The sequence below is a fragment of the Halomonas borealis genome, from assembly GCF_004798905.1.
Taxonomy (GTDB): domain Bacteria; phylum Pseudomonadota; class Gammaproteobacteria; order Pseudomonadales; family Halomonadaceae; genus Halomonas; species Halomonas borealis.
The window spans coordinates 11,936-36,245 of sequence record NZ_SDMO01000007.1 but is presented as its reverse complement, the minus strand read 5'-3'; the positions used below and the strand labels follow the sequence as shown (position 1 = coordinate 36,245).

The following is a 24,310-nucleotide window of genomic DNA, read 5'->3' as shown; positions in this document are numbered from 1 at the left end:
CCATTCGGCCGGGCTCAGCCGGGGCGGTTGGCGACCAGCACCGCGCGACGCGGCGCGGGGTGACCTTCGCGGGTGCGGCTCGGGTCTGCGGGATCGAGGAAGTCGGCCAGCGACTGGAAGGTCATCCACTCGGTGGCGCGCTGCTCATCGAGTGAGGTGTCGGCCTCGTCGACCACCCGCACGTTCTCGAAGCCCGCTCGCTCGAGCCATCGACACAGGGCGGCGGAGGAGGGCAGGAAGTAGACGTTGGGCATGGCGGCGTAGCGGCCGGGGGGCAGCAGCACCGTGGTGGCGTCGCCCTCGACCACCAGCGTCTCCAGCACCAGCTCGCCGCCGGGGCGCAGCGCGGCCTTGAGCTGGGCCAGATGCTCCAGCGGGGAGGGGCGGTGGTAGAGCACGCCCATCGAGAACACGCTGTCGAAGAAGGCGAGCTCCTCGGGCACGTCCTCGATGCCCACCGGCAGGAAGTGCACCGCGCCGCCGTCGGCCTCGCCGACGAAATGACGCACCGCCTGGAACTGCCAGTAGAAGCGCGGCGAGGGATCGATGACCAGCACGAAGCCGGCGCCGTCGCCGGCCATGCGCCAGGCGTGGTAGCCGTTGCCGCCGCCCACGTCGAGCACGCGCCGGCCGGCCAGCGGCGCCAGGTGCGGAGCCACTCGCTGCCATTTCCAGTCGGAGCGCCATTCGGTGTCGATGTGCACTCCGCCGAGGTAAAAGGGCCCCTTGCGCCAGGGTGCGAGCGCACGCAGCAGGCTCTCGCTCTGGCGGCGTCGCGAGGCATCGAGGTCGGCGTCCACCGTGACGTGGTCGGCGTCGAGCCGTACCTCACGGCCCTCCGGCAGCGGCGGCAGCTTGGCCACGGCCTTCTCCCAGGCCGGCAGGTCGCCGAAGCGCGTGCGGTCGAGGCCGCGGGCCAGCTGCTCGGGCAGCCGGGCCAGCCAGGTGTCGAGCCCTTGGTCGAGGAAGGCCCGGTAGAGCGGGCGATGGGTGTCGGGAATCGGCACCTCAGTCCTCCTTGAAGGCGATCAATGAGGCGAAGTTCAGGTGCTGGAACCACACCAGCGAACGCGTGAAGCCGGCGCGGGCCAGCCGCTCCCGGTGCGCCTCCAGGGTGTCCGGCACCAGCACGTTTTCGAGCGCGGTGCGCTTCTGGCTGATCTCCAGCTCGCTGTAGCCATTGGCGCGCTTGAAGTCGTGGTAGCGCTCCACCAGCCAGGCGTTGTCCTGCTCGTCGGTGGCCTTGATCTTCTCGGAGAGCACCAGCACGCCACCGGGTTCCAGGGCATCGAAGAGCCTGGCGATCACGGCGTCGCGATCCTCCGGGGCCAAGAACTGCAGGGTGAAGTTGAGCAGGATCATCCCCGAGGGGGCGTAGTCGAGACGCCGGATATCGTCCTCGATGACCGTCAGGTCGTGATCGGGGGTCTCGGCGGCCAGCGTCTCCCGGGCGCGTTCGACCATGGCCGGCGAGAGGTCCACGCCGGTATAGCGGAATGCCGAGGGCGGCAGCTGGCCGGCCAGCGCCAGGCCGGAGGCGCCCAGCGAGCAGCCCAGGTCGTAGACGTGACCGCCGTGGCGCAGGTGGCGCCGGGCCAGCGGGCCGAGCATGGCCAGGATCTGGCCGTAGCCCGGTACCGAGCGGCGGATCATGTCGGGGAAACAGGACACCACCCGCTCGTCGAAGGAAAAGCGCGCCACCCGGTCCAGGGGTGTCGTAAAGATGGCGTCACGGTAAGATGCGTCACACATAGGCAAGGATCCGTGGGCTGGAAGCCCGCCATTCTACGCTCCCCCGTTTTCGGCTGCACGACAGGATGTCAGGAGGAAACCCATGAGCCATACCCCGATCGATCAGCAGCGGGCCTGGTGCGCCCTGGCCGAGCATGCCGCCGGCATGGGGCGGCGGCACCTGCGCGACCTGTTCGTCGAGCAGCCCGGCCGCTTCGAGGCCTTCGGCCGCAGCGCCGCCGGCCTGACGCTGGATCTCTCCAAGCAGCGCTGGACCGATCAGACCCTCGAGCTGCTGCTGGACCTGGCCCGGGAGGCCGAGGTGCCCGAGGCGATTCGTGGGCTGCTGGCCGGTGAACGCGTCAATCGCAGCGAGGACCGCCCGGCGCTTCACACCGCCCTGCGCCTGCCCGCCGATGCGCGCTTCATGGTCGAAGGCGAGGACCTGGTGGCCTCGGTACACGCGACTCTGGACCGCATGGAAGCCATGGTCGAGCGCTTCCATGCCGGGCAGTGGCGTGGCGCCACCGGCAAGCCCATCAGCGATGTGGTCAACCTCGGGGTCGGTGGCTCCGACCTGGGGCCCCTGATGGTCACCCATGCCCTGGCCGATTACCGCCCCAAGGTCGAGCAGCGCATCGACGTGCACTTCGCCTCGACCATGGACGGTTCGCAGCTGGCCGACTACCTGGCGCGCCTCAATCCCGAGACCACGCTGTTCGTGCTGTCGTCGAAGTCGTTCACCACCATCGATACCCTGTCCAATGCGCGTACCGCGCGGGACTGGCTCAAGGCACGGCTGCTGGGTGGCGCTCGCCAGGAAGGCGTCGATGACGCGCTGCTGATGCGTCAGCATTTCATCGGCGTCTCGGCGAGCCCCGAGAAGATGCGCGAATGGGGCATCGCCGACGATCACCAGCTCGAGTTCTGGGAGTGGGTCGGCGGACGCTACTCGTTGTGGGGCGCCATCGGCCTGCCCATCGCGCTGGCCGTCGGCATGGAGCATTTCCGCGGCCTGCTGGCCGGGGCCCACGACATGGATCGCCATTTCCGTGAGGCTCCGCTCGCCGACAACCTGCCGGTGCTGCTGGCCCTGGCGGGGATCTGGAACGTCAACTTCCTCGACATTCGCGCCCACTCGATCCTGCCCTATGACGGCCGGCTCGAGTACTTCGCCGCCTATCTCGAGCAGCTGGAGATGGAGTCCAACGGCAAGTCGGTGAACCACGACGGCGAGGGGGTGGATTACTCCACCTGCCCGGTGCTGTGGGGCCAGCTCGGGCCCAATGCTCAGCATGCCTTCTACCAGCTGCTTCACCAGGGCACCCAGTCGGTGGAATGCGACTTCATCGCCCCCAAGGCGCGCTACGACGACGTGGCCGACCCCGCCACTCGTGATCATCTGATGGGCCAGCATCGCCTGACGCTGGCCAACTGCTTCGCCCAGTCTCGGGCGCTGATGCTCGGCGACGCCGCGGTGGCCGAGGACGGGCCGCGGCCGGGGCATCGTCGCTACCGCGGCAACCAGCCGTCGAGCACGCTGCTGCTCGATCGCCTCACGCCCGAGACCCTGGGCGCGCTGGTCGCGCTCTACGAGCACAAGGTGTTCGTGCAGGCGACGATCTGGGACATCAATCCCTTCGACCAGTGGGGCGTGGAGCTGGGCAAGACCCTGGCCGGCGAGACCCAGCGCATCCTCCAGCGTGAGGCCGGCCTCGATGGCATGGATGCCTCCACCCGGGGGCTGATCGAGGCGGTATGGGCGGCCGAGCCGGTGGTCGATCAAGAAGCCGATGGTTAGAGCAAGCGTTGTTCGGTTATCGCTTGGGTCCGTCCCGTCGACGGGGCTACGAGGGGGCGCTGTGCCCCCCACCCAGGGCGCTACCGACGCCATCCATGGCGTAGGACTCTTTTTGCGACCCGTCTCCGGCGCCCCTCGCGGGCTCCGTTCCAAGCCCGCTGGAAGCTGTGCAACCAGGCTGGCCATTTATACAGGGTTTCGGGTATGCTGAACGCCGCTCTGCCGCGCCAGCCGGCCAGCGGCGTTCTCTACCTGCACGGCTTCAACAGCGGCGCCGCCTCGCCGAAGGCGGCGCTGATGCGCGCAGCCTGCGCGGCGCTCGGGTTGCCGTGCGCGGCGCCGGACCTGCCGCATCGTCCTGACGGGGCCCTGAACGAGGCCGAGGATCGGCTCGCCGAGCTGGGCGCGTGCCCGCTGGTGGTCGGCAGCTCGTTGGGGGGATTTTTGGCCACGGTGCTCGCCGAGCGCCATGGCCTACCCGCGGCGCTGATCAATCCGGCGGTGGCCCCGGCGCGCCTGATGGCGGGGTGGATCGGCGAGGCCTTCATCAATCCCTACCATGGGCAGCGTTTCATGGTGGAGGCGGCACATCGCCGGGCGCTGGAGGCGATGACGCCCGGGCGCCTCACGCCGGCCCATTACCTGCTGCTGCTGGGCACCGCCGATGAGACCCTGGACTGTCGCGACGCCTTCGCGTGTTATCGCGGTGCCAGGATGATCCTCCAGCCCGGCGGCGATCACGGCTTCTCGGTGCTGGCCGATTACCTGCCGGCGATCTTCGCTCACGGGGGCCATGCCCTGGAAGCCGGGCGTGTGGCACCCCGTGGTTGAGCGCGCGGATTCGAACATGCATAGGACACAGACGACGCCATGACCCAATACAGTGCCAGCTCGATCGAGGTGCTCGCCGGGCTCGAACCGGTGCGCAAACGCCCCGGGATGTACACCGACACCGCGCGCCCCAATCACATGGTGCAGGAGGTCATCGACAACAGCGTCGACGAGGCGCTGGCCGGTCACGCCGGGAAGATCGGCGTACGCCTGTTCGAGGACGGCGGCGTCGAGGTCAGCGACGACGGTCGCGGCATGCCGATCGACATCCACCCGGAGCATGGCGTCTCCGGGATCGAGCTGATCATGACCAAGCTCCACGCCGGCGGTAAGTTCTCGTCGTCGAGCTACCGTTTCTCCGGCGGGCTGCACGGCGTCGGGGTCTCGGTGGTCAATGCCCTGTCGCGTCGCCTCGAGGTCGAGGTACAAAAGAACGGCAGTCGTCATGGCATGGCCTTCGAGCACGGCGAGCTGGCCTCGCCGCTGGACGTGATCGGCTCCGCCGCCAAGCGGGCCTCCGGCACCACCCTGCGCTTCTGGCCGGAAACGAGCTACTTCGATTCGCCGCGGCTCTCGATGTCACGGCTCAAGCACCTGCTGCGTGCCAAGGCGGTGCTCTGCCCCGGGCTCGAGGTCACCCTCATCGAGGCCGATGGCACCCAGAACGTGTGGCAGTTCCAGGATGGCCTGCGCGACTACCTGGCCCAGGCCACCGACGGCTATGAGGTGCTGCCGGCCTCGCCGTTCGTCGGCCATTTCGCCGACGATGAGCACGGCGTCGACTGGGCCATCCAGTGGTTGCCGGAAGGCGGCGAGCCGCTGCTCGAGAGCTACGTCAACCTGATCCCCACGCCGCTGGGCGGCACCCACGTCAATGGCCTGCGCGCCGGCCTGCTCGAAGCGCTGCGCGAGTTCTGCGACTACCGCAGCCTGCTGCCCCGTGGCGTCAAGCTGACCGCCGAGGACCTCTGGGAGCGCGTCGCCTTCGTGCTCTCGGTGAAGATGCTCGAGCCCCAGTTCGCCGGCCAGACCAAGGAACGGCTGTCGTCGCGCACCGTGGCCGGCTTCGTCTCGGGGGTGGTCAAGGACGCCTTCTCGCTGTGGCTCAACCACCACGTCGACCAGGCCGAGGCCCTCGCCGAGCTGGTGATCAGCGCCGCTCAGCGTCGCCAGAAGAGCGCCAAGAAGGTGGCGCGCAAGAAGGTCACCTCGGGGCCGGCACTGCCCGGTAAGCTGGCCGACTGCTCCGGGCAGGACCCGGCGGGGAGCGAGCTGTTCCTGGTCGAGGGCGACTCGGCCGGCGGCAGCGCCAAGCAGGCCCGCGACCGCGAGAGCCAGGCGATCCTGCCGCTGCGCGGCAAGATCCTCAATACCTGGGAGGTCGAGGCCCAGGATATCTATGGCTCCCAGGAGGTCCACGACATCGCCGTGGCCATCGGCATGGACCCGGGCAGCGACGACCTCGCCAAGCTGCGCTACCACAAGATATGCATCCTCGCCGATGCCGACTCCGACGGCCTGCACATCGCCACCCTGCTGTGCGCGCTCTTCGTGCGCCACTTCCCGGCGCTGGTCGACGCCGGCCACGTGTTCGTGGCCATGCCGCCGCTGTATCGCATCGACCTGGGCAAGGAGGTGTTCTATGCCCTGGACGAAAGCGAGAAGGCGGCGATCCTCAAGCGCCTGGAAGGCAAGCGCGGCACGCCTAACGTGCAGCGCTTCAAGGGCCTGGGCGAGATGAGCCCGCTGCAGCTGCGCGAGACCACCATGGCCGCCGACACCCGTCGGCTGGTGCAGCTGACCCGTGAGGAAGGCGACGGCACCCTGGAGATGATGGACATGCTGCTGGCCCGCAAGCGCGCCGCCGACCGCAAGAGCTGGCTTGAGGACTACGGCAATCTCGCCGAGATAGAGGTATAGGGCTAAGCGCCAAGCACCGAGCCACATGCCAAGGCGAGCGGCGCCGGGGACGGGGCGAAGGGGAGGTCCTTTTCCAGGGAGGGAAAAGGTAGCGCCCAGGGAGGGGTTCACAGCGCCTCCCCGACGACCCGTCGCCGGAATAGTCGCGGGTGGTGAAGACATCGATTTTGAACCCTGACCAAGGGCATACCGTATGACCATGGATATCCAGGTGGCGGAGGGCGACGTCGAACGTCTGTCGCTTCGCGAATACACCGAGAAGGCGTACCTCGACTACTCGATGTACGTGATCCTCGACCGGGCGTTGCCGCACATCGGCGACGGCATGAAGCCGGTACAGCGGCGCATCGTCTACGCCATGCGCGAGCTGGCGCTCAATGCCAGCGCCAAGTACAAGAAGTCGGCGCGTACCGTCGGCGACGTGCTCGGCAAGTTCCACCCTCACGGCGACAGCGCCTGCTACGAGGCGATGGTGCTGATGGCCCAGCCGTTCAGCTATCGCTATCCGCTGGTCGATGGCCAGGGCAACTGGGGCAGTCCCGATGACCCCAAGTCCTTCGCCGCCATGCGCTACACCGAGGCGCGGCTGTCCAAGTTCAGCGAGGTGCTGCTCGGTGAGCTCGGCCAGGGCACCGTGGACTGGACCGCCAACTTCGACGGCACCATGCAGGAGCCGGTGGTGCTGCCCTCGCGGCTGCCGCATGTGTTGCTCAACGGCGGTACCGGTATCGCCGTGGGCATGGCCACCGACATCCCGCCGCATAACGTCGGCGAGGTGGTCGATGCCACCTGCCACCTGCTGCGCCACCCCGAGGCGACCACCGTCGACCTGATGGAGCGCCTGCCGGGGCCGGATTTCCCCACCGATGCCGAGGTCATCACCCCGCATCGCGAACTGCGCAAGATCTACGAGAGCGGCCGCGGTTCGGTGAAGATGCGCGCGCGTTATGGCCTGGAGGAGGGCAGCGTGGTGATCTCCGCGCTGCCCTACCAGGTCAGCGGCGCCAAGGTGCTCGAGCAGATCGCCGCCCAGATGCAGGCCAAGAAGCTGCCGATGGTCGCCGACCTGCGCGACGAGTCGACCCACGAGGAGCCCACCCGACTGGTCATCGAACCGCGCTCGAACCGGGTCGATATCGAGGCGCTGATGGCGCACCTGTTCGCCACTACCGACCTCGAGAAGAACGTGCGCATCAACATGAACGTGATCGGCCTGGACGGCCGGCCGCGGGTCATGCCGCTGCCCGATCTGCTCGGCGAGTGGTTGCGCTTTCGTCGCAGCACCGTGCGCCGGCGCCTCGAGCATCGCCTGGGCAAGGTGCAGGACCGCCTGCATATCCTCGAGGGCCTGCTCGCGGCCTACCTCGATATCGACGAGGTGATCCGCATCATCCGCGAGGAGGACGAGCCCAAGGCCGCGTTGATCGAGGCCTTCGGGCTCAGCGAGCGCCAGGCCGAGGCGATCCTCGAGCTGCGCCTGCGCCATCTCGCCAAGCTCGAGGAAATGAAGATCCGCGGCGAGCAGGACGACCTGGAGGCCGAGCGCGCCAGGCTCGAGGAGCTGCTCGGCTCCGAGGCCGCGCTCACCGACCTGATCGAGCAGGAACTGCGCCAGGCCGCCGCCGACTACGGCGACGCGCGTCGCTCGCCGCTGGTCGAGCGCGAGGAGGCCAAGGCGCTGTCCGAGGTCGAGCTGCTCGGCGCCGACCCGATCACGGTGGTGCTCTCCGAGAAGGGCTGGATCCGGGCCGCCAAGGGTCACGAGATCGATCCGACCGGGCTGTCCTACAAGGCCGGCGACCGTTTCCACCTCGCCGCCTGCGGCAAGACCAACCAGCCGCTGGTGTTGCTCGACGATACCGGCCGCGCCTATACCCTGGCCGCCCACAACCTGCCCAGCGCGCGCAGCCAGGGCGAACCGGTCACCGGTCGCGTCAACGTCGCCGCCGGCGCCCTGATGGCCGGCTTGCTGCTGGCGCCGCCGGCGACCCGCTACCTGCTGGCCTCGGATGGCGGTTACGGCTTCGTGACCTCCCTCGAGGGGTTGACCGGCAAGAACAAGGCCGGCAAGGCGGTGCTCAGCGTGCCGCAGGGCTGCAACGTGGTCGCGCCCCGGGCGGTGCCGGAAGGCGAGGACATCAGTGTGGCGGCGGTGTCCAACGAGGGGCGGTTGCTGGTCTTCCCGCTCGATCAGCTGCCCGGGCTCGCCAAGGGCAAGGGCAACAAGATGCTCGATATTCCCGGCGCGCGAGCCGCGCGGCGCGAGGAGTTCCTGCGCGACCTGACGCTGCTGGCGCCGGGCCAGGCGCTGGTGGTGCATGCCGGCAAGCGCAAGCTGACGCTCAAGGCCAGTGAACTCGACTATTATCGTGGCGAGCGGGGCCGGCGTGGCAGCAAGCTGCCCCGGGGGCTACAGAAGGTCGATCGGCTCGAGGTAGACGCCTGAGCCGCGGGCTTCCAGTTTCGGGTTTTGAACGTCGGGCGTCGGGGCGCGTGGCAAGCCCCGAGGCTCGTGGCGACGCATGACACGAGGGCATCATGACAAGACGAGTACTGATTCGCGCCAGCGGCCCCGCCAGGCCCGGCCAGCTGGCCGGGTTGGGTCGCGCCCTGGCCCACAGCGGCGCACGGCTGTTGGACATCAACCAGAGCGTGACCTTCGGCATCGTGTCGCTGGAGGCCCTGGTGGGACTCGACCACGACAGCGACCTGGAGGGCGCGCTGTCCGCGGCCGGTGGCCGGCTGGGCCTCGATGTGCAGGCGATCCAGGTCGGCGCCGAGGACTATCACCGCTGGAGCGTGCAGGCCAGCCAGCCGCGGCTGATCCTGACGCTGCTGGCGCCGCATCTGCCGGCGGGCATCCTGGCCGAGGTCGGCGTGCTGACCGCCGAGCAGGGCCTGACCGTGGAGTCGATTCATCGCCTGTCCGGGCGTGAGCCGCTGGATGGCGGTGTGCCCGGCGAGCATGACGCCATCCAGGGTGCCTGCGTCGAGTGCTGGCTACGTGGCGACGAGATCGACCTGGAGGCCCTGCGTGAGAAGGCCCTGGCGCTGGGGGCGGTGTATGGCGTGGATATCGCCCTGCAGGAAGATTCCATCTGGCGTCGCCATCGTCGCCTGGTGTGCTTCGACATGGATTCGACCCTGATCCAGGCCGAGGTGATCGACGAGCTGGCGCGCCGTCACGGCGTCTATGATGAGGTGGCCGCGGTCACCGAGCGTGCCATGCGTGGCGAGCTGGACTTCCAGCAGAGCTTCCGCGAGCGCATGGCCAAGCTCCGCGGCCTCGACGAGTCGGTACTCGCCGAGATCGCCGAGCAGCTGCCACTGATGGATGGCCTGGAGCGGCTGATGAGCCAGCTCAAGCGGTTGGGCTATCGCACCGCGATTCTCTCCGGCGGTTTCACCTACTTCGCCGAGCACCTCAAGGAGCGGCTCGGCTTCGACGAAGTCCATGCCAACGAGCTGGTGATCGAGAACGGCAAGGTGACCGGCGAGGTGCGCGAGCCGATCGTCGATGCCGACCGCAAGGCCGCCTTGCTGTGCGAGATCGCCGAGCGCGAGGGGCTGGTGATGGAGCAGACCATCGCCGTGGGCGATGGCGCCAATGACCTCAAGATGCTGGCCACGGCCGGCCTTGGCATCGCCTTCCGTGCCAAGCCGCTGGTGCGCGAGCAGGCCCGGCACTCGCTCTCCACCCTGGGGCTGGATGCCGTGCTTTACCTGATCGGTTATCGGCAAGGCGATCTCGAGGCAGCGTGAGACGATTTTCGCTGGCGTCGTCGGGCCAGCGGGGGTAGCGTCGGGTGAACGCTCACGACAATAACGAGGAAGGCGCCATGTCCCAGTCCCGCTATACGCCGCAAGTGTTCGACGAGCTCAAGGTGCTCGGCCTGTTCAACCCGACCAATCATCAGGAGGGCATCAAGGTGCACTCCAGCGCCGAGCCGGAGATGATCGAGGCCACGCGCCGGTTGCACGACAAGGGCCTGGTGACCCAGCCCGATGGCGGTTACCTCACGACCCTCGGACAGGAGGCGGCCGAGCATGCCCGCGACCTGCTGACCCTGCTCGGCACGGCCGATGTTGCCACCTGAATGCCTCCCGGGCGGCGTGGGGGAGTTGACACGCCGCCGCCAGGCTGATTTGCTAGCGTCATGAATACGACATCGCACAACCTCGTTCTCGACCTACGACTACTAGCCCGCCGCTGAGCGCGCCGGGCGATGCCGTCTGCATCGCCCTCTTGTCCAGGTCGAATTCGAGGTTGTCACATGTCCCGCACCGTTACCGCCAGACCCAGGATCATCCCTCCCCATGTCTCGCCTGTCAGCCGACCGGTAGGCGTCACGATGATCATCCCCGAACGCTCCGACGACGCCCCGTCTGCCTTCCGGCAGGCGGGGCGTCGTCGTTTCTGAATCCGTCAAACGCCCCCGGGAGAACGCCGCCATGATGCTCGATAACCCTTCCACCAAGTACCGTCCCTTCGTGGCCGTCGATCTGCCCGATCGCCAGTGGCCGAGTCGGCGCATCGAGGCGCCGCCCCAGTGGTGCGCCGTCGACCTGCGCGATGGCAATCAGTCGTTGATCGACCCCATGGACCAGGAGCGCAAGCAGCGTTTCTTCGACCTGCTGGTGAAGATCGGTTTCAAGCAGATCGAGGTCGGCTTCCCCTCGGCCTCCCAGACCGACTTCGACTTCGTGCGCTCGTTGATCGAGGACGACAAGGTGCCGGCGGATGTCTCCATCCAGGTGCTCACCCAGGCCCGTCCGCACCTCATCGAGCGTACCTTCGAGGCGCTGAAGGGGGCCAGGAACGCCATCGTGCATGTCTACAACGCTACCGACCCGGTCTTCCGCCGCGTGGTGTTCAACGTCAGCCGGCCCGAGTGCATCGAGATCGCGGTGGATGCCACCGCCCGCATCCGTGAGCACATGGCGGCGGCGCCGGAGACGAACTGGACCTTCCAGTATTCGCCGGAGCTGTTCTCCACCACCGAGATGGACTTCGCGGTGGAGATCGTCGACGCCGTGGAGGCTACCTATGGCGCCAGCGTCGAGGCGCCGATGATCGTCAATCTGCCGGCCACCGTGGAGTGCGCCACGCCCAACAACTACGCCGACCAGGTGGAGTGGTTCTGCCGTCACGTCGCCAAGCGCGATCACCTGATCGTCAGCGTGCATCCGCACAACGACCGTGGCACCGGCGTGGCGGCCGCCGAGCTCGCCGTGATGGCCGGGGCCGACCGAGTCGAGGGTTGCCTGTTCGGCAACGGTGAGCGTACCGGCAACGTCGACCTCGTCACCCTGGCCATGAACCTCTATACCCAGGGCGTGCACCCGGGCGTCGATTTCTCCAATATCACGCCGATCATGCGCGAGGTGGAATACTGCAACCAGCTGCCGGTGCATCCGCGCCATCCCTATGTCGGCGACCTGGTGTTCACCGCCTTCTCCGGCTCCCACCAGGATGCCATCAAGAAGGGCATGGCCGAGCGCCGTGAGCATCCGGACAGCATCTGGGCGGTGCCCTACCTGCCGATCGACCCGCTCGACGTGGGGCGTAGCTACGAGGCGGTGATCCGCGTCAACAGTCAGTCCGGCAAGGGAGGCGTCTCCTACCTGCTGGAGCAGGAGCACGGCATCGAACTGCCGCGCCGGCTGTCCATCGAGTTCAGCCAGGTGGTGCAGGACGTGGCCGAACGGCTGGGCCGCGAAGTCACCTCCGAGATGATCTATCAGGCCTTCGTCGACGAGTATCTGGAACAGCACCGGCCCTTCGGCCTGGTCAGCCACCGCATGGCCTCCGAGCCGGACAGCCCCACGGTGACCCTCGAGGCCATCATCGAGGAGGGCGGCGAGCGTCGCGCCATCCAGGGGCAGGGCAACGGGCCGCTGGCGGCCTTCGTCAAGGCGCTGGCAAGCGAGGGGCATGATGTCGAGATCATCGACTACCACGAGCACTCCCGCGGCCAGGGCGCGGACGCCGAGGCGATCGCCTACGTGGAGGTGCGCGTCAACGGCGAGGCGGTGTTTGGCGTGGGGACCGACGAGAGCATCACCAGTGCCTCGATCGAAGGCGTGCTGAGCGCGATCAACCGCCAGCATTCCAGCGAAGCCCCGGCGGCCAACGTCACCGCCGAAACGCTGGCCTGACAGCGACAAGCGCCGAGCGACAAGCAAACCCCGAGGGTCTAGCCTTCGGGGTTTGCGTTTGCATCGAGCGGTTTCACGCTGCTGCTTGGCTGTCTAGAGCGGCGTCTTGCTGGCCTCGCCGGGGATCTCACGCACCAGCGTCGGCATCAGGAAGCCGGGCAGCCGTGTCCTGAGCTCGGCGACCAGCGCGCGGGCCTCGTCGTCGGGCACGTCGAAGTGGGCGGCGCCGCTCACCGGGTCCAGCACGTGCAGGTAGTAGGGCAGGATGCCGGCCTCGAACAGCCGCTCGGAGAGCGCGGCCAGGGTCGCCGCATCGTCGTTGACGCCGCGCAGCAGCACGCTCTGGTTGAGCAGCGTCACGCCTGCCGCCTGCAGCCGGCGGCAGGCCTCGATCACCGGCTCGTCGATCTCCTGGGCATGGTTGATGTGCAGCACCATGACCTTCTGCAGCCGCGTGCCGCCCAGCCAGTCGAGCAGGGCGCCGTCGATGCGATCGGGGATCACCACCGGCAGCCGGGTGTGAAGGCGCAGCCGCTTGAGGTGGGGGATGGCCTCGAGGCGTTCCACCAGCCAGGCGAGCTGGCGGTCGCTGGCCGCCAGCGGGTCGCCGCCGGAGAGGATGGCCTCGCCGATCGAGTCGTCGTCGTGCAGGTAGGCGAGCGTCTCCTGCCACTGGGCGCGCGATGGCGCGTTCTCCTCGTAGGGGAAATGGCGCCGGAAACAGTAGCGGCAGTTCACCGCGCAGGCGGGGCTGGCGATCAGCAGCACTCGGCCGGCGTACTTGTGGATCAGGCCGCGGCGTTGGGTGTGGTCGGCCTCCTCGAGGGGGTCGGCCACGTAGCCGGGCGTGGCGTCGGCTTCCTCGCCGAGCGGCAGTACCTGGCGCAGCAGCGGGTCGGCCGGGTCGCTCAGGCGGATGCGGGCGAGATAGGCCTCGGGCACACGCACCTCGAACAAGGCGTGGCCGGACTCGGCGCCGGGCCACCAGTCAGCGTCGAGGTCCAGGCGTCGGCACAGTTCGCGCGGGTCGCGGATCGCGCCGGCGAGTTGCGCCTGCCAGGCGCCGGGTTCGGGGGTGGCGGGCCGGCACTGCAAAGGAATCGGGCTTCGGGTTATCATGCGGGGCACACTTCGAGGCGAGCGAGGGGTTGCCCCTCGGCCACTGTCATTTGCTTGCTCGCGCCTGGGGCATTCGCCGTCGGCGCGCTGGAATATGGAACGATCATCATGGCGAACTATTCTACCAACGAATTCAAGGGCGGTCTGAAGGTCATGTTGGATGGTGACCCCTGTGCCATCCTCGAAAACGACTACGTCAAACCCGGCAAGGGCCAGGCCTTCAACCGCGTCAAGCTGCGTAACCTGATGACCGGCCGCGTCGGAGAGCGCACCTTCAAGTCCGGCGATTCCCTGGAAGGCGCCGATGTCCTCGAGCTGGACATGGAATACCTCTATACCGACGGCGACATGTGGTACTTCATGCAGACCGACGGGTCCTTCGAGCAGTATGCCGTTGAGAAGAAGGCGCTGGGTGACACCGACAAGTGGCTCAAGGAGCAGGTGGTCTACACCGTGACCCTGTGGGACGACAAGGCCATCGTCGTGAGCGCGCCGAACTTCATCGAGCTCGAGGTCACCGAGACCGACCCCGGCCTCAAGGGCGACACCGCCCAGGGCGGCTCCAAGCCGGCCACCCTGTCCTCCGGCGCCGTGGTGCGCGTGCCGCTGTTCATCAACCAGGGTGAAGTGCTGAAGGTTGATACGCGTACCGGCGAGTACGTCTCCCGCGCTTGACGGTTCGTCGTCAGAGTTATTGCGCTCGGTGATACGGCGTTGACATCAGGCTCGCCATGCTCATTGACGAGCGTCAACTTCGCTGGCTCGCCTGGTGTCGCCTTGTCTTATCTACGCTCATGACGCTCTGAGCCACGACCGTTCAGTGAGCATAGGGTGCTTGTACTTGAAGGCCACACTCTCTCGGGTGTGGCCTTTTGTTGTCTCAGGAGACATATCGATGACGGTTGATTGGCAGCCCACCGCCGAGATCGCGACGCTGCACGAGCGGGCGCGCCTGCTCGGCGAGGTGCGGGCCTTCTTCGCCGAGCGAGGTGTGTGGGAGGTGGAAACACCGGTGCTGGGCCACGGTGGCAGCACCGATGTGCAACTGGCCTCGCTGTCTTGTGAAGCCGCGACGCCGGCCGGCCGCGAGCGACTATGGCTGCAGACCTCGCCGGAGTTCCACATGAAGCGGCTGCTGGCGGCGGGCAGCGGGCCGATCTTCCAGATCGCCCGCAGCGTCCGCGACGGCGAGGTCGGCGGGCGCCATAACCTCGAATTCAGCATGCTCGAGTGGTATCGCCCCGGCCTCGACCTGGAGGGCCTGATCGCGGAGACCGCCGCGCTGATCCGGAGGGTGTTGTCGTCGGATCCCGGGCCGGTACGGTGCCGGCGCTATCGCGAGCTGTTTCGCGACTACCTCGCACTCGACCCCTTCCGCGAGCCGCTGACGGGCCTGCGCCGTCTGGCCGCCGAGCGGGGTGGGCTCGACATGGCGCAGGCGCCTCGCGACGCTTGCCTGGACCTGTTGATGAGCTTCGTCATCGAGCCGCAGCTGGGCTGGGAGGGCATCGACGTGGTGCAGGACTACCCGGCCAGCCAGGCGGCGCTGGCCCGGCGCCATCGCGACCCGGAGGATGGCGAGTGGGTCGCCTCGCGCTTCGAGGCCTATCGCCAGGGGCTCGAGCTCGCCAACGGCTACGACGAGCTCACCGATGCCGAGGAGCAGCGTGCCCGCTTCGATGAGGATAACGCCGAACGGCGGGCGCAGGGCCTACCCGAGGTCGACGTGGATCGGCGCCTGCTGGCGGCGCTCGAGGCCGGCCTGCCGGCGGGCAGCGGTGTGGCCCTGGGGCTCGATCGGCTCATTCAGCTGGCGCTCGCCAAGGCGAGCGTGGCCGAGGTGATGGCCTTCGCCACGCCGCGCGCCTGAGGGCCTGGCCATGGCGTGCCCGCCGGTCGCGAGGGAGCGGCTCGCCATCGCCGATGGTCGGCATGGGGGCTGTCAGCGATTTGGCTAAAGTTGTGTGCGATATCTCTTACACGGAAGGTTTGTTAACAAATTCACACATATATGTGTCTAATTTTCGCGCCATTAAGAGAAGTTCGCGTTTTTTTACGGCTTATATGGCGACTTGATACAGGTCTGCAACATTCCTGACCGTTCGGTCGGCGACCTGCTTCCCCGTGTGGATTGATGATACCCTCGCGACCTCTTTTCAAGCCTGTCGATGGGTGCTGTTGTCGCCAGTCGGCGGGCCGAGGTTCGTTTGCCGAGGTTTGCGTGCGCCGATCCGCTCGAGCGAGCGGGTCGGCGTCGATGGGCTGGGGCAATCTCAACTCGAGTCGTCATTCGCAGGGAGAAGGTTCGCCATGTCTAAAGAAGGGTCCGTTGCGCCCAAAGAGCGCATCAATATCAAGTACGTGCCCGCTACCGGTGATCAGCAGGCCGAGACCGAGTTGCCCCAGAAGCTGCTGGTGGTCGGCGACTTCAAGGGGGGCGCCGAGGAGGCGTCCATCGAGGAGCGCGAGGCGGTCTCGGTGGATAAGAACAACTTCCAGTCGGTGATGCGCGAGGCCGGCCTCGGCCTGCAGACCAGCGTGCCGAACCGCCTCGAGGAAGGGGCCGAGGAAGACGGCCGCGAGCTGGGTGTCGACCTGCAGTTCAACTCGCTGCAGGATTTTGCGCCGGACAGCGTGGCCCGCCAGGTGCCCGAGCTGCGTCAGCTGGTCGAGCTGCGCGAGGCGCTGGTCGCGCTCAAGGGCCCGCTGGGCAACGTGCCGGCCTTCCGCGAGCGCCTGCAGGCGCTGATCGAGAATCCGGAGGCTCGGGATCAGCTGTTGAACGAGCTCGAACTGCTCGACGACGAATCCCCCACGAGCGATTCCTGATTTCCCACGCACGGAGGCGAGGCCCCATCATGAGCGAATCCAAGCAATCCCAGGCCCAGGCGGCCGAGAGCACCGAAGAAGACGTCTCCCTGCTCGATCAGGTGATGGCCCAGACCCGCATGGCGCCGGCCGACGAAGGCTACGACGTGGCCAAGCAGGGCGTGGCGGCCTTCATCGGTGAGCTGCTCAAGAGCAACGATGAGCAGCAGCAGGTCAACAAGTCGGTCGTCGACCGCATGATCGTCGAGCTCGACCGCAAGATCGGCCATCAGGTCGACGAGGTCATCCATGACCAGGAGTTCCAGCAGCTGGAATCGGCCTGGCGCGGCCTCAAGCTGCTGGTCGATCGCACCGATTTCCGCGAGAACATCAAGCTCAACGTGCTGCATGCCACCAAGGAGGAGCTGCTCGAGGACTTCGAGTTCGCCCCCGAGATCAGCCAGAGCGGGCTCTATCAGCACGTCTATGCGGCCGAATACGGCCAGTTCGGTGGTGAACCGGTGGCGTCGATCATCGGCCACTATGACTTCACGCCGTCGACGCCGGACATCAAGCTTCTGCAGTACACCGCCTCGGTGGGGGCCATGTCGCATGCGCCCTTCCTGTCCTCGGTGGCGCCGAGCTTCTTCGGCATCGACAGCTTCGAGGAGCTGCCCAACATCAAGGACTTCAAGGCGATCTTCGAGGGGCCCAAGTATGCCCGCTGGCGCAGCCTGCGCGAGTCCGAGGATGCCCGTTACCTGGGGCTGACCGCGCCGCGCTTCCTGCTGCGCATGCCCTATGATCCGGTGGAGAACCCGGTCAAGTCCTTCCATTACGAGGAGTCGGTCAGCGAGAGCCACGACGACTACCTGTGGGGCAACACCGCCTACCTGCTCGCCGAGCGCCTGAACGACAGCTTCGCCAAGTACCGCTGGTGCCCGAACATCATCGGTCCGCAGAGTGGCGGGGCGGTGGAGAACCTGCCGGTGCACACCTACGAGGCGCTGGGGCAGCTGCAGAGCAAGATCCCCACCGAGGTGCTGATCACCGACCGGCGGGAATTCGAGATGGCCGAGGAAGGCTTCATCTCGCTGACCATGCGCAAGGGCAGCGACAACGCCGCCTTCTTCTCCGCCAACTCGGTGCAGAAGCCCAAGTCCTTCCCCAACACGCCCGAGGGGCGCGAGGCCGAGACCAACTACAAGCTCGGCACCCAGCTGCCCTACATGTTCATCGTCAATCGCCTGGCCCACTACATCAAGGTGCTGCAGCGCGAGCAGATCGGCTCCTGGAAGGAGCGCCAGGACCTCGAGCGCGAGCTCAACACCTGGATCCGCCAGTACGTCGCCGACCAGGAGAACCCGCCGGCCGACGTGCGTAGCCGTCGCCCGCTGCGCGCCGCCTCGGTGCAGGTCTCCGACGTCGAGGGCGATCCGGGCTGGTATCAGGTGTCGCTGGCGGTGCGTCCGCACTTCAAGTACATGGGCGCCAACTTCGAGCTGTCGCTGGTGGGACGCCTCGACAAGGATTGAGTTCATGACCGCCTTCAGGGATCGAAGCGGACCGTCCGGCGCCCGGCTGTTCGAACGCCTGTCGGCGCCGGCACGTCCGGCGCCGACAGGCGACGAGGCGGCCGAGGCCACCCTGGTCTCCATCAAGCGCCATCTGGTCGACCTGCTCAACAGCCATCCGGGGCATAGCGAGTGTGCCCCGGCGCTGGGTCTGCTCGACTTCAACGACGCCACGCTCGGGGTGCTGGACCTCGAGCTCAAGGTCGAGCGTGCCATCCGCGAATGCATCGAACGCTTCGAGCCACGGGTGAGCCGCGTCCAGGTCGAGACGTTGCCCAACGACAGCAGCCCGCTGCAGCTGCATTTCCAGGTCCAGGCGACCCTGGACATGGGCCGCGAGTCGACCCAGACCACCATCGACCTGTTGCTCAACGACAAGCGCTACCAGTGCCTGAACTGAGACCGATATGCTGAACCGCTATTACCGGGACGAACTGGACTTCCTGAAGCGCCAGGGCCGAGAGTTTGCCGAGAGCAACCCTGGGCTCAGTCGCTTCCTGTCCGAGCAGAGCACCGATCCCGACGTCGAGCGCCTGCTCGAGGGGTTCGCCTTCCTGTCCGGGCGGTTGCGCGAGAAGGTCGACGACGAGTTTCCGGAACTGACTCATTCGCTGATCGGCATGCTGTGGCCCAACTACCTGCGCCCGGTGCCGAGCATGACGGTGATGCAGTTCACCCCGCACTGGCATGGCCTGAGCGGCGCCCAGACGGTGTCACGCGGCACGGCGCTGTCCAGCCGCGAGGTAGAAGGCACGGCCTGCGGATTTCGCACCTGTCACGAGCTGACGCTCTACCCGCTGGCCCACGATGGCGTCTCGGCCCATCATTCCCGGGAAGCCTCGGTGGTCGAGCTCGACCTGGCGGTGCACAGCGACCAGCCCCTCGATGCGTTGGGCGTGAATGATCTGCGCCTGCACCTGGGCGGCAACGGCTACACGGCCCGCACCCTCTACCTGTGGTTGAACCACTACCTGGCCGGCCTCGAGCTGGAGGTCGACGGCCAGCGCATGGCGTTGCCCACGCGCCTGTTGGTGCCGGTGGGCTTCGCCGCCGAGGATGCCTTGCTGCCGTATCCGCGCAACGTCTATCAGGGCTATCGCATCCTGCAGGAATACCTGTGTTTCCCCGAGGCCTTCCAGTTCTTCGACCTGCAGCGCCTGGGGGAATTCCTGCCGGCGCGTGCGGCCGAGCGCGTGACGCTGCGCTTCACCTTCTCGCGCACCCTGCCGGCGGACGCCCGGGTGAGCGACGCGAGCCTGGCGTTGTACTGCACCCCGGCGATCAATCTCTTCGATCACGACGCCGATCCGGTGGATCTCAGCGGCGAGCGCAGCGAATACCGCATTCGCCCCAGCAGCCGCTTTCCGTCGCACTTTGAAGTGTTCAGCGTCGACCGCGTGGAGGGCTGGTTGGAAAGCGAGAGCGGCCGCATTCGCGGCGAGCCGCGTCGCTATGTGCCGTTCGAGAGCTTCGAGCACCAGATCGAGCGCGACCGCAACCGCGAGGCGCGCTACTACCGGGTGCGGGTCCGCGACAGCCTGCGTGGCGATGGCTTCGACCATGACATCGGCTTCGTGCGCGGCGACGAGCAGGCCTGCCTGGGGCTGCGCGAGACCATCTCGCTGAGCCTGACCTGCAGCAACCGCGAGCTGCCCGAGCGGCTGGCGGTGGGCGATATCTGCGTGCCCACCGAAGACAGCCCGGCCTTCGCCGAGTTTCGCAACATCACCAGGCCGACCCCGGCGATGCGGCCGACCCTGGACGGCAGCCTGCTGTGGACGTTGATCTCCAACCTGTCGCTGAACTATCTATCGCTGCTCGACCGCGATGCGCTGTGCTCGGTGTTGCGGGTCTACGACTTCCGCGCGCTGGTCGACCGCCAGGCCGAGCGCATCGCCCAGAAGCGTCTGGCCGGCATCATCGACATCCAGACCCAGCCGGTGGACCGGCTGTACCGCGGGCTGCCGGTGCGCGGGCTGCGTTCCGAGATGACCCTGGACCAGGAGGCCTTCGGCGACGAGGGCAGCCTGTTCCTGTTCTCGAGCGTGCTGTCCCGGTTCTTCTCGTTGTACGCCAGCATCAACTCCTTCCACGAGTTGCACGTCATCAATCTTCATAACCGTGAGCGCTACGCATGGACCTTGCAGTCGGGCCAGCAGCCCCTGATGTAGCGCTCGCTCCGCTGGTCGACAGGGCCCGGCGCTACGATTTCTACCAGCTGGTGGAGTTGCTCCACCGGCACCATGGCGACGACCTGGAGGGCGACCGCGAGGCCGATCCGGCCGCCGAGCGGGTGCGCTTCCAGGCCTCGGCATCGCTGGGCTTCCCGGGCAGCGACATCGTGTCCCTCACGCCCCTCGATGCCGGGCGCTACACCATGCGTGTCAGCTTCCTGGGGCTGCAGGGCGCCCAGTCGCCGCTGCCCGGCTACTACCTGGAGGCGATGGCCCACGCCGAGGCCCATCGCGAGGGCGCGGCCGGCGACTTCCTGGACCTCTTCAACCACCGGGTGCTGTCGCTGTTGCATCGTGGCTGGCGCAAGTATCGCCATCACGTGCGCTACCAGGACGGCGCCGAGGATGGTTTCTCGGCGGCGATCTTCGCCCTGGTGGGGCTCGCCGACGAGCGGCTGCGCGGCGAGACGCCGATCAACTGGAGCAAGATGCTGGCCTACGCCGGCCTGCTGGCCGGTCGTTCACGCTCGCCGGACGTGGTGGCGGGCATCGTCGGCCACTGCTTCGACCTCGACGGGGTCGAGGTCGAGTCCTGGGTGCATCGCTGGGTCGAGATTCCGCCCGACCAGCGCAGCCGCACCGGCCTCGGTGGCTCGACCCTGGGCGAGGACATGGTCGTCGGCAGCCGGGTCGACGACATCAGCGGCAAGTTCGCGCTCTGCCTGCGCGGCCTGGACCTGAGCCGCTTCCGCGACTTCCTGCCCGATGGTCGCGACCACCAGGCGCTGCGCACGCTGATGGAGTTCGTGCTGCGCGAGCCCCTGGCCTACGACCTGGAGCTCGAGCTCCTGGAACGCGAAGTGACCCCCATGCGCCTGGGCGAGGGGGGAAGTTGCCAACTGGGCTGGACGACCTTCGTCAAGCCCGAGGCCGATGCGGCGGCCCGGCGCCGCCGGGTACGCATTCAGATGACACGGTGAACCCCATGAACGTGACGCTCTCCCAGCAGCAGGCCATCACCCTGGTGGTCACCAACAGCGAACGGCTCGAGGGTCGTTCCACCAGCAGCCACGTCTTCCCGGCCGAGGGCGGCACCCTGGGCAGTGCGGGGGGCGACGACTGGCTGCTGCAGGACCACGCCGGCCGGGTACGCCCCGGGCATGCCGAGATCCAGCGCCTGGACGGGCGTTTCTGCCTGATCGATCGCAGCGGCCGGACCTTCGTCAATCGAGCGACCCTGCCGGTCGGCCGCGAGCGCCGCGTGGCGCTGCGCGATGGCGACGAGCTGCAGGTCGGCGAATACCGCCTGCGGGTGCATCTGGGCGACCGCCAGGCCGATGTCGCCGGGGTGCAGCCGCTGGCGACCCTGGTCGACGATGAACACGACATGCTGGACGGCGCGGAACCGACACCGGCCAGCGCCGTGGTCCCGCGGCCCCAGCACGACCCCCTGGAGGCGCTGGGCGAGGCATCGCCGGCCCGGCGCCATCAGGACCCCATGACCGCGCTGGCCGACGAGAGCACCGCCGGCGAGGACGACCATCATGAACTGCTCGATGCCCTGGATGGGCAGGGCGCTACCGCCGGCGCACCGGCCGCGCCGAGTCACCGACGCTACGAGGACCCTGACATGGACGAACGCCTGTTGAACGATCTGGAACGCTCGGTCGGCGAGCAGCTCGAGGACCGCTGGCAGGAGCCGGCGGCAGGGGAGGGCGGCCACATCGGCGCCTCGCCGCTGCTCACGACCCTGGGTGGCGAGCTGCGCTTTCGCGACAGCGCCGAGCAGCATGCCTTCCTCGAGGAGGCGGGGCGTACCCTCAAGGCCGCCGTGGATGGCCTGCTGGCGCTGCACCAGTCCCACGACGGCAGCCGCTATCCGCTGCGCGATCGCCGCCTGCAGCCCATCGAGGACAACCCACTGCGCCTCGGCCAGCCCTATGATCAGACCCTGACCACGCTGTTCTCCGCCCAGCGCAGCCCGGTGCATCTCTCGGCGCCGTCGGCGGTGGCGGAATGCCTCGAGCATCAGCAGCAGCACCAGGCGGCGATCGAGGAAGCCATCGGTAGTGGCCTGCGCTCGATCCTCGATGCCTTCTCGCCGGACGCCCTGCTCAAGCGCTTCCACGCCTATCGCGGGGCGGGTCGCCAGGGCGAGGACGAGAACGGTTGGGCCTGGGAGATGTATCGCCACTATTACCAGGAGCTCAACTCCGGCCGTCAGCAAGGCTTCGAGAAGCTGTTCTGGGAAGTCTTCGAACAGGCCTACGACCAGTCGCTGCGTCGCCAGCAGCGGGAGGAGGCATGATCCCCCGCTGGACCGGGGCCGCGTCGCTGGCGCGGTGCCTGGTACTCGGCGGCCTGCTGGTGACGCTGGCCGGCTGTGCCTCGACCTTCGAGGCCGCCGACAAGACCTATCAGGTACTGAAGGATCCCTCGATCCCGGTGGGCTACCCGGAGGATCGCCCGTCGCGGGTCGACCTGAGCATGCTGGCCGCCCCCAATATCAATCCCAATGTCGAGGGCAAGGGCACGCCGCTACGTTTCCAGATCCTGCAGCTCAAGGACGACTCGATGCTGATGTCGGCCGATCACTTCCAGCTGCAGGCGGATCTCGAGGAGGCGCTCGGCACCAACTACCTGGCGCATGACGACTTCACTCTGTTGCCCGGTCAGTTCAAGTTCTACGAGCCCTTCGAGGTCGAGGAAGACACTCGTTACATTGGCATCATCGCCTTCTACGCCAGCCCCAACCAGGCGCAGTGGAAGAAGGTGGTGGAGGTCGACGCCCGAGGGCGCGACTACCACCTGCTGGTGCACCTGCTGGAGCGCGAAGCCGCGCTGAGGAAAGAGACCTGATGGCCAGTCGCAATCCCGTGGTCTGGAGCGAGGGGCTGTTCATCAAGCCTCAGCATTTCCAGCAGCAGCGTCGTAGCCTGGAAGGGCTGGTCGATACCCGCCTGCGCGGCGTCGGTGGCTACCTGCACGGCTTTCTGACCCTGACCCTCAACACCGAGTATCTGAGCTTCGGGCGCATCGCCTTGAGCCACGCCAGCGGCGTGCTCCCCGACGGCACGCCCTTCCGCCTGCCCGACGACGATCTGGAGCCCCCGGCGCTGGAAATCGACGATGCCTCGGTGGCCAACCAGGTCGTCTACCTGGGCGTGCCGCTGGCCACCGACGGCGTCGCCGAGGTGAACTGGGAGACCTCGTCGTTGCCTTCGCGCTATCGGGCCGAATCGCGTGGCGTGCGTGACCTGCACTCCCGGGTCGGCGACCTGGCCGACCTGGACCTGGCGCGCGTCGCCCCGCGGCTGCTGCTCGAGCAGGAGGACCGCAGTGCCTATGCCTGCCTGGCGGTGGCGCGCATCCTCGAGCGGCGCCCGGATGGCAGCCTGGTGCTCGACGAGACCTTCCTGCCGACCCTGCTCAACGTCCAGGCGGCGCCGGTGCTGCAGCGCTTCGTCGGTGAGATGGCCGGGCTGATGCGCGAGCGCGCGCGCAACCTGGCGCAGCGCCTGGCCACCCCCAATCAGTCGGGGGTCGCCGATGTCGCCGACTTCATGTTGTTGCAGTCGCTCAACCGTGCCCAGCCGCGTTTCCAACACCTGGCACGGCTCGGCCACCTGCATCCCGAGCGGCTGTATGCCGACATGCACGAGACCTGCTGCGAGCTGACCACCTTCACCGCGGAGTCGCGGTTGCCGCCCGAGTTCCCGGCCTACGATCATGATCGCCCGGACGCCGCCTTCCGGCCGCTGATGCAGAGCCTGCGCCAGTCGCTGTCGACGGTGCTCGAGCCGCGCGCCATGGCCATCGAGCTGCAGTCGCGGCGCTTCGGGCTCAAGGTCGCGACCCTGGCCGACCGCAGCCTGCTCGACGACGCCGATTTCATCCTCGCGGTGAGTGCGGACCTGCCGCCGGAGCGCCTGCGCAAGCTGTTCGTGCAGCAGACCAAGGTGGCCAGCGTCGAGCGCATCCGCGATCTCATCAGCCTGCAGCTGCCGGGCATTCCGCTCGAACCGCTGCCGGTGGCGCCGCGCCAGCTGCCCTTCCATGCCGGCTATACCTACTTCCGCCTCGACCGCCAGAGCGAGGCCTGGAGCATGCTGAACGGGGCCAGCGGCTTCGCCTTCCACGTCGCCGGCGACTTCCCGGGACTTGCCATGCAGTTCTGGGCGATCAGGAGCTAA

20 protein-coding genes are annotated in these 24,310 nt (G+C 67.6%); 17 read left to right on the top strand and 3 right to left on the bottom strand.

Annotated elements, in window-relative coordinates; all coding sequences use genetic code 11:
* Window positions 1-14 precede the first annotated feature (14 nt).
* Window positions 15-1,007, bottom strand: coding sequence for a tRNA 5-methoxyuridine(34)/uridine 5-oxyacetic acid(34) synthase CmoB (cmoB, locus tag ETC07_RS08605; RefSeq protein ID WP_136248105.1), 993 nt, complete (start codon window positions 1,005-1,007; stop codon window positions 15-17).
* 1 nt (window position 1,008) lies between these two features.
* Entirely contained in the window at window positions 1,009-1,752 is a 744-nt protein-coding gene (cmoA, locus tag ETC07_RS08600) for a carboxy-S-adenosyl-L-methionine synthase CmoA (RefSeq protein ID WP_136248104.1), read from the bottom strand.
* A gap of 82 nt (window positions 1,753-1,834) precedes the next feature.
* On the opposite strand from cmoA, the gene pgi reads away from it, so the two are divergent.
* From pgi to leuA, 7 genes are all read left to right on the top strand, one after another.
* Complete coding sequence (pgi, locus tag ETC07_RS08595) at window positions 1,835-3,532, top strand: glucose-6-phosphate isomerase (RefSeq protein ID WP_136248103.1); 1,698 nt, start codon at window positions 1,835-1,837, stop codon at window positions 3,530-3,532.
* Between the two features lie 204 nt (window positions 3,533-3,736).
* Window positions 3,737-4,363: a YqiA/YcfP family alpha/beta fold hydrolase gene (locus ETC07_RS08590; RefSeq protein ID WP_136248102.1), complete on the top strand. Its 627-nt coding sequence runs from the start codon at window positions 3,737-3,739 to the stop codon at window positions 4,361-4,363.
* 39 nt (window positions 4,364-4,402) lie between these two features.
* The gene (gene parE, locus ETC07_RS08585) at window positions 4,403-6,283 is read left to right on the top strand and encodes a DNA topoisomerase IV subunit B (RefSeq protein ID WP_136248101.1); all 1,881 of its coding nucleotides are present in this window, start codon (window positions 4,403-4,405) and stop codon (window positions 6,281-6,283) included.
* Window positions 6,284-6,476: 193 nt separating this feature from the next.
* Complete coding sequence (gene parC / locus ETC07_RS08580; RefSeq protein ID WP_136248100.1) at window positions 6,477-8,729, top strand: DNA topoisomerase IV subunit A; 2,253 nt, start codon at window positions 6,477-6,479, stop codon at window positions 8,727-8,729.
* 92 nt (window positions 8,730-8,821) lie between these two features.
* Window positions 8,822-10,045 (top strand): phosphoserine phosphatase SerB, encoded by a 1,224-nt coding sequence (serB, locus tag ETC07_RS08575; protein ID WP_136248099.1) that lies wholly within the window; start codon window positions 8,822-8,824, stop codon window positions 10,043-10,045.
* A gap of 77 nt (window positions 10,046-10,122) precedes the next feature.
* A complete protein-coding gene (locus ETC07_RS08570) occupies window positions 10,123-10,380 on the top strand; it encodes a TIGR02647 family protein (protein WP_136248098.1) in 258 nt (85 codons plus the stop codon).
* 355 nt (window positions 10,381-10,735) lie between these two features.
* A complete protein-coding gene (gene leuA / locus ETC07_RS08565; RefSeq protein WP_136248097.1) occupies window positions 10,736-12,442 on the top strand; it encodes a 2-isopropylmalate synthase in 1,707 nt (568 codons plus the stop codon).
* Window positions 12,443-12,535: 93 nt separating this feature from the next.
* Here leuA and epmB read toward each other — a convergent pair whose 3' ends face one another.
* Entirely contained in the window at window positions 12,536-13,561 is a 1,026-nt protein-coding gene (gene epmB / locus ETC07_RS08560) for an EF-P beta-lysylation protein EpmB (RefSeq protein WP_136248096.1), read from the bottom strand.
* Window positions 13,562-13,669: 108 nt separating this feature from the next.
* Between epmB and efp the strand changes: the two genes are divergently transcribed.
* The 10 genes from efp to tssK all read left to right on the top strand — a co-directional run bounded on the left by efp (window position 13,670) and on the right by tssK (window position 24,310).
* A complete protein-coding gene (efp, locus tag ETC07_RS08555) occupies window positions 13,670-14,236 on the top strand; it encodes an elongation factor P (protein ID WP_136248095.1) in 567 nt (188 codons plus the stop codon).
* Window positions 14,237-14,456: 220 nt separating this feature from the next.
* Window positions 14,457-15,431 carry an EF-P lysine aminoacylase EpmA gene (epmA, locus tag ETC07_RS08550; RefSeq protein ID WP_136248094.1) on the top strand — a complete coding sequence of 325 codons (975 nt, stop codon included), beginning with the start codon at window positions 14,457-14,459 and terminating at the stop codon, window positions 15,429-15,431.
* 440 nt (window positions 15,432-15,871) lie between these two features.
* Entirely contained in the window at window positions 15,872-16,390 is a 519-nt protein-coding gene (gene tssB / locus ETC07_RS08545) for a type VI secretion system contractile sheath small subunit (RefSeq protein ID WP_136248093.1), read from the top strand.
* 29 nt (window positions 16,391-16,419) lie between these two features.
* Window positions 16,420-17,904, top strand: coding sequence for a type VI secretion system contractile sheath large subunit (tssC, locus tag ETC07_RS08540; RefSeq protein WP_136248092.1), 1,485 nt, complete (start codon window positions 16,420-16,422; stop codon window positions 17,902-17,904).
* Between the two features lie 4 nt (window positions 17,905-17,908).
* A complete protein-coding gene (tssE, locus tag ETC07_RS08535) occupies window positions 17,909-18,343 on the top strand; it encodes a type VI secretion system baseplate subunit TssE (protein WP_136248091.1) in 435 nt (144 codons plus the stop codon).
* Between the two features lie 7 nt (window positions 18,344-18,350).
* Complete coding sequence (tssF, locus tag ETC07_RS08530) at window positions 18,351-20,114, top strand: type VI secretion system baseplate subunit TssF (RefSeq protein WP_136248090.1); 1,764 nt, start codon at window positions 18,351-18,353, stop codon at window positions 20,112-20,114.
* The gene (gene tssG / locus ETC07_RS08525; protein ID WP_136248089.1) at window positions 20,078-21,097 is read left to right on the top strand and encodes a type VI secretion system baseplate subunit TssG; all 1,020 of its coding nucleotides are present in this window, start codon (window positions 20,078-20,080) and stop codon (window positions 21,095-21,097) included. The genes tssF and tssG overlap by 37 nt, the downstream gene beginning before the upstream one ends.
* A gap of 5 nt (window positions 21,098-21,102) precedes the next feature.
* On the top strand, window positions 21,103-22,425 hold the full coding sequence (gene tagH / locus ETC07_RS08520) for a type VI secretion system-associated FHA domain protein TagH (RefSeq protein ID WP_136248088.1): 1,323 nt from the start codon (window positions 21,103-21,105) through the stop codon (window positions 22,423-22,425).
* Window positions 22,422-22,976, top strand: a complete 555-nt coding sequence (gene tssJ / locus ETC07_RS08515; RefSeq protein ID WP_136248087.1) for a type VI secretion system lipoprotein TssJ — start codon at window positions 22,422-22,424, stop codon at window positions 22,974-22,976. The genes tagH and tssJ overlap by 4 nt, the downstream gene beginning before the upstream one ends.
* On the top strand, window positions 22,976-24,310 hold the full coding sequence (gene tssK / locus ETC07_RS08510) for a type VI secretion system baseplate subunit TssK (protein WP_136248086.1): 1,335 nt from the start codon (window positions 22,976-22,978) through the stop codon (window positions 24,308-24,310). The genes tssJ and tssK overlap by 1 nt, the downstream gene beginning before the upstream one ends.